Source organism: Rhodanobacter sp. OR87 (genome assembly GCF_000473345.1).
Lineage (GTDB): Bacteria > Pseudomonadota > Gammaproteobacteria > Xanthomonadales > Rhodanobacteraceae > Rhodanobacter > Rhodanobacter denitrificans.
Genome location: NZ_AXBJ01000003.1, coordinates 268704 through 284582, shown reverse-complemented (window position 1 = coordinate 284582; position 15879 = coordinate 268704). Strand labels below are relative to the sequence as shown.

Here is a 15879-nt window from a genome sequence, read left to right as displayed (position 1 = left end):
CCTCGCCTCCGTGCCGTAGCGCCGGATGAACTGCGCCATCGACAACCCCGACTGGAACTGCACTTGGTTCATGGCCATGCCGGTTCTCCGCCTCGTAACATGGCACTGAGCCTCCGCCGCGCACGTCTCACATCACGCGACAGTCGGCTGAGCGTCGTCGCTAATCAGGTGGGTCAAAAGATTTCAGAGCCTCGGCTACGCATTCCCAACCGAGGTGGCATGTGCATTTCCTCGTGTGCGTAAGAACACGAACGCCTATAAGGACTTCGAGGCGCATCTCCTTGAGGTCTTCTTTCGCCGCTACGGCACCTTACCGCTTCGGAACAGCATTCACGAGACCAGAAACTTCAGTCATTCTTACACGAAGGTCGCCACTCACGGCATCATCGGCCCGGGCAGTGGAACCAAACATACCTGGGCCATTCAGCCATTGCCGGCGAATTCGTTCCGCACGGTGTTTCAGCGTACGCACGATGCCTAACCAGCCGCTTAATCTGACTCGCGTCGAAAAGCCACTGCTTGCGACTCGGCTTCAAACGTTAGCTTCCACTGGAGACTGCGTCATATGACAGGAAAACGTCTTTCACCAGCCGCGATCGTTGCACTAAAGGAAGCCTTATGCAGCATCTACTGGTACAAATCGGACTTGCGCAGCTTTCTGTCCAACTGCGCCGGGAACGCAACACTCATCGGCACATTGAATTGGGATAACTACAAGCGCCAAGTGGTCGCCGATCTTGTAGATGTTCTAGTGCGAGATCAAGATAAGCATCTTGGCGTGCTCACCAAGCTCTGCTTCGAAGTAGTGAATATCAAAAACTTCTCTCACCTCGAACAGCTTGACGGCGGTGCACAAAAGGCGCGAAAAGCCAAGGAATCCGTCGAGCAACTCCGCCAACTCGTAGAGCCACACCAAGACAAGGTCAGAGATGAAGAAACTGCAGAGAAGCACCGGCAAGAGCGGGCCGAAAAGCTTCAGAGAAACAGCGCCGTTCGGGAAAAGCTTCGGGAACTTAATACAAAATTCATGGCCATCGCCACCGGTTCGAGCCCGCAGGCGCGGGGCTTTGATCTTGAACGCCTAATGTATGACATATTCGAGCTCTTTGACTTAGACCCCAAGGCGTCATTCAAAAATACTGGGGAACAAATCGATGGGGCTTTTGCCTTGGAGGGCACCGATTATTTGTTCGAGGCGAAATGGCAAGAGGAACCTGTCGGCGTTCAGGATATGGACGCCTTCGCTGCGAAAGTAAGGCGCAAGCTGGACAACACTTTGGGTGTCTTCCTGTCAATGAACGGCTTTTCGCAAGATGGCGTAGCAGCACATTCCACGGGGCGACCCAGCGTTGTGCTCATGGATGGTGCTGATCTCATGGCTGTGTTGGAAGAGCGAATCGACTTTGTCTCACTGCTGCTTCGGAAAAAGCGGCATGCAGCTCAAACAGGCAATATATTTCTACGTGTACATGAGATCAGCACGTAATTTGGCTTGATGGCATGAGCGGAACTCGGATCAAACTGTAATTTCTTGTGGATCGAATACAGCAGTCACTGAAGCCATGCGACTTCAGTGACTACCAAGCCCCTTACCCCTCCAAACAATCAAACCGCCGATCCGCCTCCACCTCGGCGTCATAGTCCACATCCGCCCGATCAAACCCGAACAGCTGCAAAAACTCGTGCTTGTACCCCGCGTAGTCGGTGATCTGCTTGAGGTTTTCGGTGGTGACGGTGGGCCAGAGGGTTTTGCACGGGATCTGCACGTCGTCGCGCAGTTCCCAGTCGTCCAGCCGCAGGCGGCCTTCATCGTCGGTGGGTGCAGCTTTTCCATCAGCGCGATAGAGGCGGTCGTGGAACAGGCGGTTGGCCTGTTCGATCGGGTTTTCGTGGATGCCCTTCTCCTTCATGATCTTGAAGGCGATGGACACGTACAGCGGGATCACCGGGATGGCGGCGCTGGCCTGGGTGACCACGGACTTCATCACGCCGACGTAGGCGTCGAGGCCGGGGTGGCGGCTGCGCAATTGTTTCGCGGTGTTGTCCAGGTGCTGCTTGGCCTGGCCCAGGGTGCCGTGCCAGTACATCGGCCAGGTGATCTCGGTGCCGATGTAGCTGTAGGCGACGGTCTTGGCGTGCTCGGCGAGCACGCCGGCGGCGCTCAGCGCGTCGATCCACAGCGCCCAGTCCTCGCCGCCCATCACGGTGACGGTGTCCTTGATTTCCTGCTCGGTGGCCGGCTCGACGGTGGCCTCGATCACGGTGTCCTTGTTGGTGTCGACCGAGGTGTTGTGGAACGGCGCGCCGATGGTCTTGAGCGCCGAGCGCACCACTTCGCCGGTGTCCGGCAGCTTGCGCACCGGCGAGGCCAGCGAGTAGACCACCAGGTCGATCGGGCCGCCCATCTCGTTCTTGATGATCTCGATCGCCTTGGCGCGGGTCTCGTGGGCGAACGCGTCGGCGTTGATCGACTTGCTGTACAGGCCGGCGGCTTTGGCCGCCTTGTCGAACGCGGCGGAGTTGTACCAGCCGGCGGTGCCGGTCTTGTCGTGGCTGCTGGGCTTCTCGAAGAACACGCCGAGCGTGGCCGCGCCGTAGCCGAACGCGGCGGTGATGCGCGAGGCCAGGCCGTAGCCGGTGGAGGCGCCGATCACCAGCACGCGCTTCGGGCCCTTGGCCTTGTCGTGGCCCGCGGCCTGGGTGACCTTGATCTGGTCGAGCACGTTGCGCTCGCAACCGACCGGGTGGGCGGTGATGCAGATGAAACCGCGGACTTTGGGCTTGATGATCACTCGGGGCTCCTGCTGGTATTCGGATGCTGATGGGCAGTTCGTCATATTAACCAAGCGGGGCGGCCATGCGCTGCCGTAGGGTCCTGTTCCCTGCTTTTGATCGTCATCCCGGCGCAGGCCGGGATCGCACTGGCTGTCGCAGACGGCTCTTTGGATAACCCTCCTCGTTGCCGAAGTGCGATGACCAGCTTCGCTGTTGAAAAGCTCCTCCGGCCTGCGCCGGAATGACGATGTGGGGGCGAGGTGCGTCATTGCGAAGTGCGATTGCGGCCTGCGCCGGACACCTTGGACAAGAGCATCGTCCGCGGCGGGCTCCTACGACAGGGTGTGCAGGACGGTCGCCATGGCGCGCACCTGCCCGGCATCGCTGCGCAGCTCGCCGCTTTCCATGTCGGCCAGCAGCGCCCGGCGGTGCCGCATGGCGGATGGCAGATAGTGCTTGGCGGAGGCGTGGAATTCGCGCGCGCCGGTGGCGGCGGCGAGCGCCGCGATGTTCTGCGCGGTGATGCCGGCGCCGGGCATCACCGCCAGACGCCCGGCGGCCTGCGTCACCAGCTCGCGGATCAGCGTGGCGCCGTCCACCGCGCTGGCCTGCGCGCCCGAGGTCAGCACGCGCTCGCAACCGAGCGCGACGATGTCCTCCAGCGCGCGCGCCGGGTCGCGGCTGAGGTCGAAGGCGCGGTGGAAGGTCACGCCGAGCTTGCCGGCGGCGGCGATCAGGGCGCGGCAGCGCGGCATGTCGACCTCGCCATTCGCATCGAGCACGCCGAGCACTACGCCGTCGCAGCCCAGCGCGCCGCAGGCTTCGATGTCGTGCTGCATGGTCTCGCATTCCAGCTCGCTGTAGAGGAAGTCGCCAGCGCGCGGGCGGATCAGCACGACCAGCGGGATGCGCAGGCGTTCGCGGGCCAGCGCGATCTGCGCGTGCGACGGCGTGAGGCCGCCCAGTTCCAGCGCCGTGCACAGTTCGACCCGCCCCGCTCCGCCCTCTTGCGCGGCCAGTGCGGAGGCGACCGAGTTGGCGGCGATCTCAAGCATCATGGGCAAGCGGGATCATGAATAGCTCGTCGCGTAGACGCTTGGCGAGGGGATCAGGGTGTCCTGCTTCTTCACATCGCATACCGCGTAGGAGAAGCCGTGCTGGATGGCGTAGGCGCCGACCTCGCCGTCGCGGTTCATGGCGAGGAAGCCGACCTGCAGGGTCTTGGAGGCTTCCGGGCGCTTTTTGACGATGCGCATCACCGCCTCCTTGCAGGCCTCGTGCGGCGAGCGGCCCTGGCGCATCAGTTCGACCACCAGGAAGCTGCCGGCGTTGCGGATCACTTCCTCGCCGACGCCGGTGGAGGTGGCGCCGCCGACCTCGCCGTCGACGTACAGGCCGGCGCCGATGATCGGGCTGTCGCCGACGCGGCCGCGCAGCTTCCACGCCATGCCGCTGGTGGTGCAGGCACCGGCCAGCTTGCCGTGCGCGTCCAGCGCCAGCATGCCGATGGTGTCGTGGTTGTTCGCCCCGCCGGGCATGCCGGGGGCGCCGCCCTTGCCGTAGTCGTGCACCTCGCTGTTGATCGAGGGCCGGTACTTCGCCGTCTTCAGCCATTCGTGCCAGGCCTGCTCGGCTTCGGGCGTGAGCAGGTCCTGCTTCTTGAAGCCCTGCTCCAGCGCGAACTGCAGCGCGCCCTCGCCGACCAGCAGCACGTGCGGCGTGCGCTCCATCACCCGCCGCGCCACCGAGATCGGATGCTCGATGTGCTCCAGGGCGGCCACCGCGCCGCAACTGCCGTCGGCGTCCATGATGCTGGCGTCGAGGGTGACGTGGCCGTCGCGATCCGGGTAGCCGCCCTTGCCGACGCTATGGTTCTTCAGGTCGGATTCGGGCACCTGCACGCCGGTCTCGACCGCATCCAGCGCATGGCCGCCCTGGCCCAGGATCGCCCAGGCCGCGCGGTTCGCGGCAACGCCGAAGTCCCAGGTCGAGACGACCCGTGCCGCCGATGCCTTCGTCCCCCGCGCCGCCGGCCCGGCGACCCCGCTGCCTGCCCACGCCAGCAGCGGCGCCGAAGCGCCGAGCAGGGATGCCTTGAGGAAACGCCGGCGATCAGTCATGGCCTACTCCGCAGTCCGGAAACAAAAAAACCCCGCACAGGATGCGGGGTTTCGCTTTTGCTTTACAACGTTTGTCTGGCTGATCAGGCGGGTTCGACTGCCGACGCCTGGGCGCCCTTCGGGCCCTGGGTCACTTCGAACTGCACGCGCTGACCTTCCTGCAGGCTGCGGAAGCCCTTGGAGTTGATCGCCGAAAAATGGACGAACACGTCCGCACTGCCGTCCTCGGGTGCGATGAAGCCGAAACCCTTGGCATCGTTGAACCATTTGACCGTACCGAAACTCATTTGAGCGAACCTCTGGATCCATGGAATGGGTGCGCCAGGAACTGCGCTGAACCACAGTTCTCCCCTTGGGTTCGCCGCCCCGGCCGGCGCAAAGTAGCAACATGTGAAGGCCAAACGCAATACGAAAATGTCCCGCCAGTGCACAAATTCGCCGCGGCGCTCAATTTCCCGGCAGGGCGGCGAGGATGCGCGGCACCTCGGCGGTGGCCGCCGCCAGGTGGGCGAAGATTTCCTCGATGCTGATCTCCGCCTGGTCGCCGCAGCCGGCGGCGAAATTCGCCACCAGCGCAAGGCAGGCGTATTCCAGCGCCAGCTCGCGCGCCAGCACGGCTTCGGGCATGCCGGTCATGCCGACCAGGTCGCAGCCATCGCGCTTCATGCGGGCGATCTCGGCGCGGGTTTCCAGCCGCGGCCCCTGGGTGGCGCCATAGCAGCCGCCATCGACCACCTCGACGCCCGCCGCGCGCGCCGCCGCCAGCAGTTGCCGGCGCAGCGCTTCGGTGTACGGCTCGCTGAAGTCGATGTGCCTCACCTCGGCGCCCTCGACGTCGCAGTAGCTGGTGATGCGGCCGTGGGTGTAGTCGATCAGCTGGTCGGGCACCACGATCACCCGCGGCCCCATGTCGCTGCGGATGCCGCCCACCGCGTTGACCCCGACCACCCGGCGCGCGCCCAGGCTGTGCAGCGCCCACAGATTGGCGCGGTAGTTCACCCGGTGCGGCGGCAGCGTGTGGCTCTCGCCGTGGCGGGCCAGGAAGGCCAGCCGCTTGCCGGCGAAGTCGCCGAGCACCACGTCGCCCGAAGCGGGCCCGTAGGGCGTGTCGACCGCCTGTCGCGTGGCGTTTTCCAGGCCCGGGAAGTTGTACAGGCCGCTGCCGCCGATGACGGCGAGGTCGAGGGGGGCCTGGTCAGGGTGAGGCATCGTGATGATCCATGTCCGGGTGAAGCCAACGGGGGGAACCTGCTTTGCCCCCTCCCCTGCACAGCAGGGGAGGGTTGGGGTGGGGTCGCTCTTGATCTTCAAGTCAAAGGCAAGAGCTTTACCCCCTCCCGGCCTCCCCCTGCAAGCAGGGGGAGGAGCAAAACCCTATTCCGCGCTCTCGGCTTTCAAGGCATAGATCCCCGGCAAATTGCGGCCCTGCTCGTAGTAGTCCATGCCGTAGCCGAACACGTAGCGGTCCGGCAGTTCGACACCGTTGAAATCCGACGCGATGCCTTCGACCAGGCGGTCGTGCCGCTTGGTGCACAGGCTGGCGATCAGCACGCGCTTCGCGCCGCGCCGGTAGCAGTCGTCGCGCACCGCCTTCAGCGTATGGCCTTCGTCGAGGATGTCGTCGACCAGCAGCACCGTGCGGCCGGCCAGCGGCACCGCCGGCTCGCGCAGCCAGTGCAGCTCGCTGCCGGAGGTGGCGCCGCGGTAGCGGGTGGCGTGCACGTAGTCGAACTCGAGGTCAGTACGGATCGCCAGCGCCAGATGCCCGGCGAAGATCAGCGCGCCGTTCATCACGGTGAGGAACACCGCGCGCTCGCCGTCCAGCGCGGCGTCGATCTGCCGACCCATGTCGGCGATCACGTTTTCCAGCGTGGCGCGGTCGTGCAGCAGTTCGGCCTGCGCCAAGGCGTCGGCCAGGGAAGGGGTTGGGGTGTTCATGCAGTTCCTTGGTCAACGTGCAGTGCCGTGATGCGCGCGACGAAGCGGTCGCGCTGCGGGTTGTCCAGAAGGCCGGCCCAGCTGGAACCCAACGACCCGCGCAGGGCGGCCAGTGGCGGCGGCACCGGCGAGGCGTCGGCCGGCAACGCGGCAATCGCCTCGTCCACCACCTCGGGGAAGCAGGCCAGCACCAGGTCGCAGCCGGCATCCAGGTGCGCGCGCACGCGCTCGCCCACGCTGCCGGCGGCACCGGCGGCGGCCATGCTGATGTCGTCGCTGACCACCGCGCCGGCGAAACCCAGCTCGCCGCGCAGGATCTGTTCGATCCACACCTTCGAGTAGCCCGCCGGGCGGCTGTCCACCGCCGGATAGGTGACGTGCGCCATCATCACCGCCTCGACCCGCGCATCGATGCACTCGGCGAACGGCAGCAGGTCGTCGCGGCGGATCTGCGCCAGGCTGCGCGGGTCGATCGCCGGCGCCTTGTGCGTGTCGGTGGCGACCGAGCCGTGCCCCGGAAAATGCTTGAGCACCGCCGCCATGCCGCCCAGGTGCATGCCGCGCACGTAGGCCTGACCCAGCTCGGCGGTCACCGCCGGATCGGCGTGAAACGCGCGCAAGCCGATCGCGGCATTGCCGCGGGCCAGGTCCACCACCGGCGCGAAACTGAAATCGACGCCGCTGGCGCGCAGCTCGCTGGCCATCACCCAGGCGTGCTCCTCGGCCAGGCGCACCGCCTCGCCGGGATCGCGGTCATGCACCGCGCCGACCGCGGCCAGGGGCGGCAGGCGGGTGAAGCCGTCACGGAAGCGCTGCACCGGGCCGCCTTCCTGGTCCACCGCGATCAGCAGGTCGTCGCCGCCGGCCTCGCGGATCGCCTCGCACAGCGCAATCAGCTGTTCGCGCGAGGCGTAGTTGCGCGCAAACAGCAGCACCCCCGCCACCCCGGGCGCACGGAGCCAGCGCTTCTCGTGTTCGGCCAGCTGCAGTCCGGCCACGCCGATCATCAGCATGCGGCGTCCTCCGCGGCGCGCTCCGCCAGCGACCACTGTCGGTACGGATGCGCGATCAGGTTGACGTTGTAGTAGCGCGCCAGCGCGCTCACCTCGCGGCCCAGCCATGGCGGGCGCGGGAACGGCGCGTCGACCGCCGGCAGCTCGACCTCGGCCACCACCAGGCCCGCGTTGTCACCCGCGAACTCGTCGACCTCGAACAGCGTGCCGTCGACCCGCACGTGATGGCGCGTCTTCTCCAGCACGCCGTTGCACAGCGTGACCAGCATGGTCTGCGCCTCGTCGGGCGGGATCGGATACTCGAACTCGGCCCGCGCGATGGCGAGCGTGGCGGCCTTGATGTTGAGCCACGCGCGCGCGCCCGCCACGCGCACACGCACCGACGCATGCGCCAGCCCGGCGCGCAGCGCCTGCGCATCCACCAGGTAGCCCTGCGCCATCGGCTCGCTGCGCTCGACCTGCGCGTGCCAACTGTCGTCGCGCAACAGGAATTTCCTCTCGATCTCTACAGGCACGGACAGACGCTCTCAGCCAATGACAAAAGCCGGATGAAGCGAGGCTTCATCGAAGAGTGCGGCCATGGATGGCCGCTTCTTGATCTTCGCATTCACGGACGAATGCACAAGCATCACCGCACAAATACCGCTATGGATTCGACGTGCGAGGTATGCGGGAACATATCCATGACGCCGGCCGAGGCCAGCCTGAAGCCATGCCGCTCGACCAGGATGCCGGCGTCGCGCGCCAGCGAGGCGGGATGGCAGGAGACGTAGACGATACGCCGCGTCTGCTTGTGCGGCAGGTATTCCAGCACCTTGTCCGCGCCGGCACGCGGCGGATCGAGCAGCAGCTTGTCCCATGGCTGCTTCGCCCAGTCGGCGGCGCGCTGGTCCTCGAACAGGTTCGCCACGTGGAAGCGCGCGTTGCCGATGCCGTTGCGCACGGCGTTCTGCGCGGCGCGCTCGACCAGGCCGTGCTCGCCTTCCACGCCGACCACCTCGGCCACGCGGCGGGCGATCGGCAGGGTGAAGTTGCCGAGGCCGCAGAACAGGTCCAGCACGCGGTCGCCCGGCTGCGGGTCGAGCAGTTCCAGCGCGCGCGCCATCATCAGCTGGTTCATGCCGGCGTTGACCTGCACGAAGTCGAGCGGCTGGAACTCCAGTTCGACGTCGGCAAAACGCGCGTCGCCGCTGGCGATGCGGAACGCCAGCCGCGGGTTCTCCGGCCACAGCGGATGCACGCTGCTGGTGCCGCCCGGCTGCAGGTAGATCGCGAAACCGTGCTGCCCGCCGAACGCGATCAGTGCGGCACGGTCGCGCTCGCTCAGCGGCTGCATGTGGCGGAACACCAGCGCCATCAGGTCGTCGCCGGCGGCGAACTCGATCTGCGGGATGTCGTTGACCGCGTCCATCGTGCCGAGCAGGTCGGCGAGCAGGCCGACCTTGGGGCCGAGCGCCGGGTGCATCACCTCGCATTGCCGGATCTCGGTGACGAAGCGCGGGTTCTGTTCCTCGCGGAAACCCACCAGCACGCGCTCCTTCTTGGCCACATGGCGCACCGACAGCCGGCCCTTGCGCCGGTAGCCCCACGGCTCGGCCGTGAGCGGCGGCAGCCATGCCTGCGGCGCGACCTTGCCGATGCGCTCGAAGTTTTCCGCCAGCACGCGCTGCTTGGTCTCGATCTGGGTGGCGGCGTCCAGGTGCTGCAGCGAGCAGCCGCTGCACTCGGCGAAGTGGCGGCAGCGAGGCTCCACCCGGTGCGGCGAGGCAACGATCACCTCGACCACGTCCGCCTCGTCGAAGTGGCGGTGGCGCTTGCGCAGCTTCGCCGTCACCTGCTCGCCGAGCAGGGCGCCGCTGATGAACACCGCCTTGCCGTCGACCCGCGCCACGCCACGGCCGTCGTGGCCGAGATCGGTGATGTGGGCTTCGAAAAGCGTCGACGGAACGGAGTTGGATCGGGACATGGGGTGCGGATCGTGAGGCTGGCTCCCGATTATCCCAGATCAGTCCTCGCTGCGCCTGCGGGAGCGCACCCTGTGCGCGATGCTTGCCGTGACGTGACGCAAGGCATCGCGCGCAGGGTTGCATTCATTTTTTCTGCCAGGCGCCGGAGGCGTCCTGGTAGTACCAGCCTGCGTGCGCCTTCTCGATCCAGCTCTTGGCGAAGGTGGTGCGGATCTGCGCCTCCCACTCCGGATGGTTGTTGGCGTTGGCGATTTCGCGGTACAGCGCGGTGCGGTCGCGGTTCTCGTCGGCCACGGTGGCATTTGCCTGCGCGCGCTGGCTCAGCGGCACCTTGGCGGCGTCGCGCATGGCCACCATGCCGTCGCGGGTGAAGCCCACCGCGCCGCTGTCGAGCAGTTCGCCCAGCGCGCCCTGGAAGCGGCCCTGCATGCGGCCACGGATCGCCTCGGTGGCGGCGGTCTGGATGCGGATGTCCGGCGTGTCGGCGGCATGCGCGGCCGGCACCAGCAGGTCGAGCAGCATCGCCGACGGCTGCGCGCCGCCATCCTTCGCCGCCGGCTGCTGCACCTTCGGTGCCGGCTTGGCGGGCGCCGCCTGGTTCAGCACGTTGCCGATGAACTGGTCGGCGGCCTTCTGCGCGGCGGCCTCGGGAAAGTACACGTTGATGGTGACGCAGCCGACCAGCGCCACGGCCAGCGAGGTCAGAATGACGTAGACGAGCTTGCGCATGACGAACTCCTGTCGTTGAAAGGGGTGGAAGAGCCGCCATCCGCAGCTGGGTTCAGCGGATCTGCGGCGCTCCTCCGTGGATCGCATCCTGCAGGCGCCGCACCAGGGTCGGCCAGTCGACCTGGGTCTGGTGACCGACCACCTGCAACCGCGGCAAGCCGCTGCCTTCGACGATAGTGTAGCCGTCGTCGGTGGCCTCCAGACCGCTCATCCGGCACAACGTGCCCTGCAGCGTGCAGTTGAGGCCGATGCGCTTGTAGCCGAAGGTCTTGAACAGCTTCAGCACGGCGCCCTGCAGGCCGGCCGCCATGCCGCCGCCACCGACCGCAGTGAGGTTGTTCACCGCGCGCTGGCTGATCCGGCCGCCCTCGCCTGCCAGCAGGCTGGCCTTGAACGCGACCGGGCTCCAGTTGACCAGGCGCAGATCCTCGATCGAACCGTCCAGCGGGCCGGTGATGCCGCCGAAGTCGAACACGCTGGTGATCGCGGCCAGGTCCAGCTGCTTCAGGGTGATGTTACCCGTCAGTACCGGGGTGGCGCCGAACGGCTGTTGCAGCGAGAGATCGGTGATGTCGACGAAGCCGCCGAACAGGCTGGCCGACAGGCCGCCGTCCAGCTCGAAACGGTCGTCGACCCAGCGCAGCGACGGAATCGCCCCGCCGAGCGTGCCGGGAAACGCCGGCCAGCCCATCGCCTGGCTGAAGGCGGCCATGTCGACGCCGGTCAGCGCCAGCGAGGCCGCCAGCCGCTGTCCCTTGGCCGCTGCCGGGCGCCAGTCCAGCTGGCCAATGCGCAACTGGCCCTGCAGCACCGGCACCAGCAGCGGCTGCTGCAGGCTGAGCATGCCGGCGCGGCTCCGCCACTGCGATTGCGCGGCGCCGTTCGCTATCCGGTGGAACTGCAGCTTGTGCCAGCTCAGCGTGGTAGCCGGCCGTTCGCCGTCGATCGCCCAATCCAGCCCGCCATGCAGGCCATCGACCGCCAGCCGGCCATCGGCGTCGGCCAGGTCCAGCCCGTCGGTGTCGAACGCGAAGCCGTGCGGGCCATCCGCACGCAGGTCCAGCCTGCCACTCAGCTGGCCGGTGATGCGCATGTCGCGCAGGCCCAGCGTGCTCAGCCACGCCTCGCCGTAGCGCTGGTAGGCCGCCGGGAAGTTCGCGCGCAGGCGGTCCAGCCGCAGGCTCTTCAGCGTGCCGTTCGCGTCGAAGGCCAGCGCGCCGTCGAGCTGCAGCGCGTCGGCATCGTTCAGGCGCAGGTGGCTCAGTTCGAAGGCGCCGTTCTGCGCATTCGCATGCAGGGCCAGCTGGACCGGATGACCCGGCAGCTTCGCGTAGATCGGCCCCAGCAGCAGCTCGCCGCCACGCAGGCTGGCATCCAGCTCGATCCGCGCCGGGCCGGCGGTGGTGTCGAGGCTGAAGCGCCCGCTGCCGTCCAGTCCCTGCCCGGCCAGGGTGCCGCTTGGGGTGTCGAAGCCCAGCTTGACCAGGGTGAACTGCCCGGACGACTGCAGGCCGGGATCGCGCAGGTCCAGCGCCAGTTCGGCATCCAGCCGGCCGCCAGTGGGACGCCCCGACCAGACCGTGCCGAGCAGGCCCTGCAGCCAGCCGACGGGGAGATTGTCCAGGCTGATCTGCGCATGCGTGGGCTGGTCCAGCGGCAACGCGGTGCTGGCATGGGCCTTGCCCTGCACGATATCGACGAGCAGGGTGTTGGCCGCTTCGCTGAGCACGATGTTCACGTGGGCGTCGCTGAGCGCACCGCCCGGCGCACCGGCCAGGTGCACGTTGCCGTCGAGGCTCCAGCGCAGGCGGGCGTCCCGTTGCAGGTTGCCATCGAGGCTCAGGCCCAGCCGCCGCCAGCCCATCGCCGGCACGTCGGCCTGCTCCGCGCTCAGTTGCAGCCGCAGTCCGCCGGCGGCATCTTCGCCGAGGCGCAGGCTGACCGCCTGCAGGCGGGCGCCGGGCACGCTGATCGACTTCGCCGCCAACAGCACCTCCGCCCGCGCAGGCAGCGTCCAGCCGAACCCCAGCAGCAGGCAGCAGCACAGCAGGACGTGGCTTGAAGTCGGGCGCATGTCAGGCCATTCTGCCAAATCAAGATGAACGATATGGATTTCGTCATGAACAGCCCCCTTGCCAACACCGATTCCGACCCGATCGGCACTGCCCGTGCCCACGTACTGGTGGCCGACGACGATCCCGGCAGTTGCCGTTTCCTGTGCGACGGGCTGGACTCGATGGGCGCTCGGACCGAAGCCTGCATGGACGGCATGGCGGCCCTGCAACGGGCACGCGCCGAACCGTTCGACCTGCTGCTGCTGGATTGCCGCATGCCCGGCGCCGGCGCGCTGCAGATCCTGACCGCGCTGCGCGCGGACCAGCGGGCGTGCTCGGCGGAAAGCATCGCGGTGGCCACCACGGCCGAGCTGGAACCCGGCGGCCGCCAGTCGCTGCTCGACGCGGGCTTCAGCCAGATCCTGCTGAAGCCCTGTGGCCTGGCCGAGCTGCAGCAGGTGCTGGCACTGGTGCAGCCGGGTCGTCACCCCGCCGGCATGCTGGACGACCGGGCCGCGCTGACCGCCACCGGCGATGCCACCACCATGCGCGCGCTGCGCCTGCTGCTGCGCGAGGAGCTGGCCCTGCTGCACCAGGAGCTGGATGCGCTGAGCCGCGACCGTGCCGGTTTCAGCGAGCGCCTGCACCGGCTGCGTTCGTCCTGCGGTTTCTGCGGCGCGACCGCGCTGTCGGCACAGACCGTGCTGCTGCAGCAGCAACTGCTGCAGCGCGGCGCCACGCCGATCGCGCTGGCACGCTTCCGCCAGGCCCTGCTGGCGACGCTGCAGGCGCTGGACAGCTAATCAGGCGTTGCCCTGCGCCCCGAGACCGCCGTCGCCAGCACCCGCCAGGCGCGCAGCTCGCCGCCGCCCAGGTGGAAGCGGATCACCTCACGCATCATGTCGCGCAAGGCCTTGAGGCCACGGGCGTCGGGCACCCGGTCCTGGCCGAGTGCCAGCAGGTCGCTGCCGCGCAGCGCATGCGGGCGGTCGGCGGCGCAGCGCACCGCCCCCTGCTCGACCAGGTAGCGGTAGCTGGCCGCCGCCGCCAGCGGTTCGCCGGAGTCCGAGTCGTGCTGCAGTTGCAGGCCGTAGCCAATCGCCTCCAGCAGGTCGCGCTCGAAGCGGCGCAGGCTCCAGGCCAGCGATTCACCGGCAGCCAGCCGCGCCAGGGTGCCGGCATAGGCGTCGAACAGCCGCGGGTACGGGTCCTGCCGGCCGGTCAGGCGCACCACCAGCTCGTTGAGATACAGCCCGGCCAGGCCGGCGTCGCCCGGCAGGCGCAACGGCGTGCCTACCGTTTCGACTCCGGTCAGCGTGGCCATCTCGCCGCGCAGCAGCAGGTCCATTGCCAACGGCTGGAACGGTTCCAGCTGGGCCCGGCGCAGGCGCGAGCGTTCGCCGCGCACGCCGCGCGCCACCACGCCGAGCCGGCCATGCTCACGGGTCAGGCATTCGAGCAGCAGCGACGTCTCGCGATAGGGGCGCGCATGCAGGACGTAGCTGGGTTGCTGTTCGAGGCGCATGGCTGGTGGGCAGGGAATAGGAAATCGAGCATGGGGAACAGGAACAAAGCCGCGATCCCGACGATTCCCGATGCCCTCAATCGGTATAGCCGAACTTCTTCAGCATGTTCTCGTCGTCGACCCAGCCTTCGCGTACCTTCACCCACAGCTTGAGGAACACCTTGCGCTCGAACATGCGTTCCATGTGACGCCGCGCGCCCGTGCCGATCGCCTTGAGCTGGGCGCCGCCGTTGCCGATCACGATCGCCTTCTGGCCGGCGCGCTCGACCCAGATGATCGCGTGGATCTCGGCGATGCCGTCGGGACGGTCGTTGAACTGCTCGATCTCCACCGTGGTGGCGTACGGCAGCTCCTGGTCGAGCCGCAGCATCAGCTGCTCGCGCACCATCTCGGCAGCGAGGAAGCGCTCGCTGCGGTCGGTGACCTCGTCCTCGCCGAACACCGGTGGGCGCACCGGCAGGCGCTGCAGGATCGCCTGCTCCAGTTCCTGCAGGCCCTGCCCCTTGAGCGCGCTGACGTAGTGGATCTCGTCGTAGCTGTGCTTCGCCACCAGTTCGGCCACGAACGGCAGCATCACCGTCTTGTCCTTGTTGAGGTCGACCTTGTTGATCACCAGCAGGCGCGGCGACGACTGCTCGACCAGGGCGGCGTACAACGCCTCGTCCTCGTCGGTCCAGCGGCCGGCCTCGATCACCTGCACCACCAGGTCGACATCGCTGATCGCCGAGCGCGCGGCGCGGTTCAGGCTGCGGTTCATCGCACGCTTGGCGCCGCGATGCAGCCCAGGCGTGTCGACGTACATGATCTGCCCGGCCTCGCTGGTGTTGATGCCGAGGATGCGGTGGCGGGTGGTCTGCGGCCGCGGGCTGGTGATCGACAGGCGAAAACCGATCAGCGCGTTGAGCAGGGTGGACTTGCCCACGTTGGGACGCCCGGCCAGCGCGACCGTGCCGCAGCGGAAGTTATCGTGCGGCAGGCTGCCGGCGGCGGAGTCCAGTTCTTGGTTCATGACGCGGGTTGCTCGACGGGTCGGATGGCAAGTGTAGTGCTTCGCCGGAAGCGGCAGGCGGGCGGTTCAGGTGGCGAGGCGGCGACGTCAGGCGTCGCGCTGCTGCTCCAGCAGCTGGTTGAGCACGGCCTCGGCCGCGTCCTGCTCCGCGGCGCGGCGGCTGCCGCCATGGGCTTCGGCGGTGAATGCGATCGGCTCGCCGATGCTGCAGCTGACCTCGAAGGTCTTGGCGTGGTCCTCGCCGTGGCTGGCCACCAGTTCGTAGTGCGGCAGCGGCAGACCCTTGGCCTGCAGCCACTCCTGCAACCGCGTCTTGGCATCCTTGGAGGAGCGGCGCAAGGCGGCGATGCGCTCGGCGAACAGCCCGCGCACGAACTCGCGGCAGGCATCGAAGCCGCCATCCTGGTAGACCGCGGCGACCATCGCCTCGAACGCGTCGGCGAGGATCGAATCGCGTCGGAAGCCGCCGCTCTTCAATTCGCCCGGGCCGAGCTTCAGCCCGTCGCCCAGGTCCAATTCGCGGGCCACCACGGCCAGCGCCTGGCCATTGACCAGTTGCGCGCGCAGCCGCGACAGCTCGCCTTCGCTGGCCCGGGGATGCGCTTCGTAAAGCATCTCGGCGACGATCGCGCCGAGCAGCGCATCACCGAGGAACTCCAGCCGCTCGTTGTTCGGTTTGCCGACGCTGCGGTGGGTCAGTGCCAGCTGCGCCAGCGTCGGGTCGCGAAAACGGTAGTTCGGTTCCAAAT

The 15879-nt window shown here is 67.5% G+C and carries 16 protein-coding genes; 2 read left to right on the top strand and 14 right to left on the bottom strand.

From position 1 onward, the window contains the following. Positions 1–565: 565 nt before the first annotated feature. Entirely contained in the window at positions 566–1486 is a 921-nt protein-coding gene (locus tag RHOOR87_RS0104535) for a restriction endonuclease (protein WP_043292547.1), read from the top strand. A gap of 103 nt (positions 1487–1589) precedes the next feature. On the opposite strand, the gene fabV is transcribed toward RHOOR87_RS0104535, so the two are convergent. The 11 genes from fabV to RHOOR87_RS0104480 form a co-directional block, all read right to left on the bottom strand. Continuing rightward, positions 1590–2792, bottom strand: coding sequence for an enoyl-ACP reductase FabV (gene fabV / locus RHOOR87_RS0104530; protein WP_007511311.1), 1203 nt, complete (start codon positions 2790–2792; stop codon positions 1590–1592). 315 nt (positions 2793–3107) lie between these two features. Then, a complete protein-coding gene (locus RHOOR87_RS0104525; RefSeq protein WP_007511310.1) occupies positions 3108–3833 on the bottom strand; it encodes a copper homeostasis protein CutC in 726 nt (241 codons plus the stop codon). Positions 3834–3845: 12 nt separating this feature from the next. Further along, positions 3846–4895 (bottom strand): N(4)-(beta-N-acetylglucosaminyl)-L-asparaginase, encoded by a 1050-nt coding sequence (locus tag RHOOR87_RS0104520; RefSeq protein WP_007511308.1) that lies wholly within the window; start codon positions 4893–4895, stop codon positions 3846–3848. 83 nt (positions 4896–4978) lie between these two features. Continuing rightward, positions 4979–5182: a cold-shock protein gene (locus tag RHOOR87_RS0104515; protein WP_007511306.1), complete on the bottom strand. Its 204-nt coding sequence runs from the start codon at positions 5180–5182 to the stop codon at positions 4979–4981. A 160-nt stretch (positions 5183–5342) separates the two neighbouring features. Next, a complete protein-coding gene (locus tag RHOOR87_RS0104510) occupies positions 5343–6104 on the bottom strand; it encodes an S-methyl-5'-thioinosine phosphorylase (RefSeq protein ID WP_007511304.1) in 762 nt (253 codons plus the stop codon). Between the two features lie 165 nt (positions 6105–6269). Next, a complete protein-coding gene (locus RHOOR87_RS0104505; RefSeq protein ID WP_007511302.1) occupies positions 6270–6833 on the bottom strand; it encodes a hypoxanthine-guanine phosphoribosyltransferase in 564 nt (187 codons plus the stop codon). Continuing rightward, on the bottom strand, positions 6830–7846 hold the full coding sequence (gene nagZ / locus RHOOR87_RS0104500) for a beta-N-acetylhexosaminidase (RefSeq protein WP_027484361.1): 1017 nt from the start codon (positions 7844–7846) through the stop codon (positions 6830–6832). Before nagZ ends, RHOOR87_RS0104505 begins: the two co-directional genes overlap by 4 nt. Beyond that, positions 7840–8361, bottom strand: coding sequence for a CYTH domain-containing protein (locus RHOOR87_RS0104495; protein ID WP_027484360.1), 522 nt, complete (start codon positions 8359–8361; stop codon positions 7840–7842). The genes nagZ and RHOOR87_RS0104495 overlap by 7 nt, the downstream gene beginning before the upstream one ends. 113 nt (positions 8362–8474) lie before the next feature. Continuing rightward, the gene (gene rlmD, locus RHOOR87_RS0104490) at positions 8475–9812 is read right to left on the bottom strand and encodes a 23S rRNA (uracil(1939)-C(5))-methyltransferase RlmD (protein ID WP_007511296.1); all 1338 of its coding nucleotides are present in this window, start codon (positions 9810–9812) and stop codon (positions 8475–8477) included. A 124-nt stretch (positions 9813–9936) separates the two neighbouring features. Next, positions 9937–10542, bottom strand: a complete 606-nt coding sequence (locus RHOOR87_RS0104485) for a YdbL family protein (RefSeq protein WP_007511294.1) — start codon at positions 10540–10542, stop codon at positions 9937–9939. A gap of 52 nt (positions 10543–10594) precedes the next feature. After that, positions 10595–12616 carry a hypothetical protein gene (locus tag RHOOR87_RS0104480; protein ID WP_027484359.1) on the bottom strand — a complete coding sequence of 674 codons (2022 nt, stop codon included), beginning with the start codon at positions 12614–12616 and terminating at the stop codon, positions 10595–10597. A 45-nt stretch (positions 12617–12661) separates the two neighbouring features. Between RHOOR87_RS0104480 and RHOOR87_RS0104475 the strand changes: the two genes are divergently transcribed. Beyond that, positions 12662–13399 (top strand): response regulator, encoded by a 738-nt coding sequence (locus tag RHOOR87_RS0104475; protein WP_345775218.1) that lies wholly within the window; start codon positions 12662–12664, stop codon positions 13397–13399. Here RHOOR87_RS0104475 and recO read toward each other — a convergent pair. The 3 genes from recO to rnc form a co-directional block, all read right to left on the bottom strand. Beyond that, on the bottom strand, positions 13396–14121 hold the full coding sequence (gene recO, locus RHOOR87_RS0104470; RefSeq protein ID WP_027484357.1) for a DNA repair protein RecO: 726 nt from the start codon (positions 14119–14121) through the stop codon (positions 13396–13398). The two genes, RHOOR87_RS0104475 and recO, sit on opposite strands and share 4 nt — an antisense overlap. 76 nt (positions 14122–14197) lie before the next feature. Next, a complete protein-coding gene (gene era / locus RHOOR87_RS0104465; protein WP_007511287.1) occupies positions 14198–15130 on the bottom strand; it encodes a GTPase Era in 933 nt (310 codons plus the stop codon). Positions 15131–15217: 87 nt separating this feature from the next. After that, positions 15218–15877 carry a ribonuclease III gene (gene rnc, locus RHOOR87_RS0104460; protein WP_015447999.1) on the bottom strand — a complete coding sequence of 220 codons (660 nt, stop codon included), beginning with the start codon at positions 15875–15877 and terminating at the stop codon, positions 15218–15220. Positions 15878–15879: the final 2 nt, after the last annotated feature.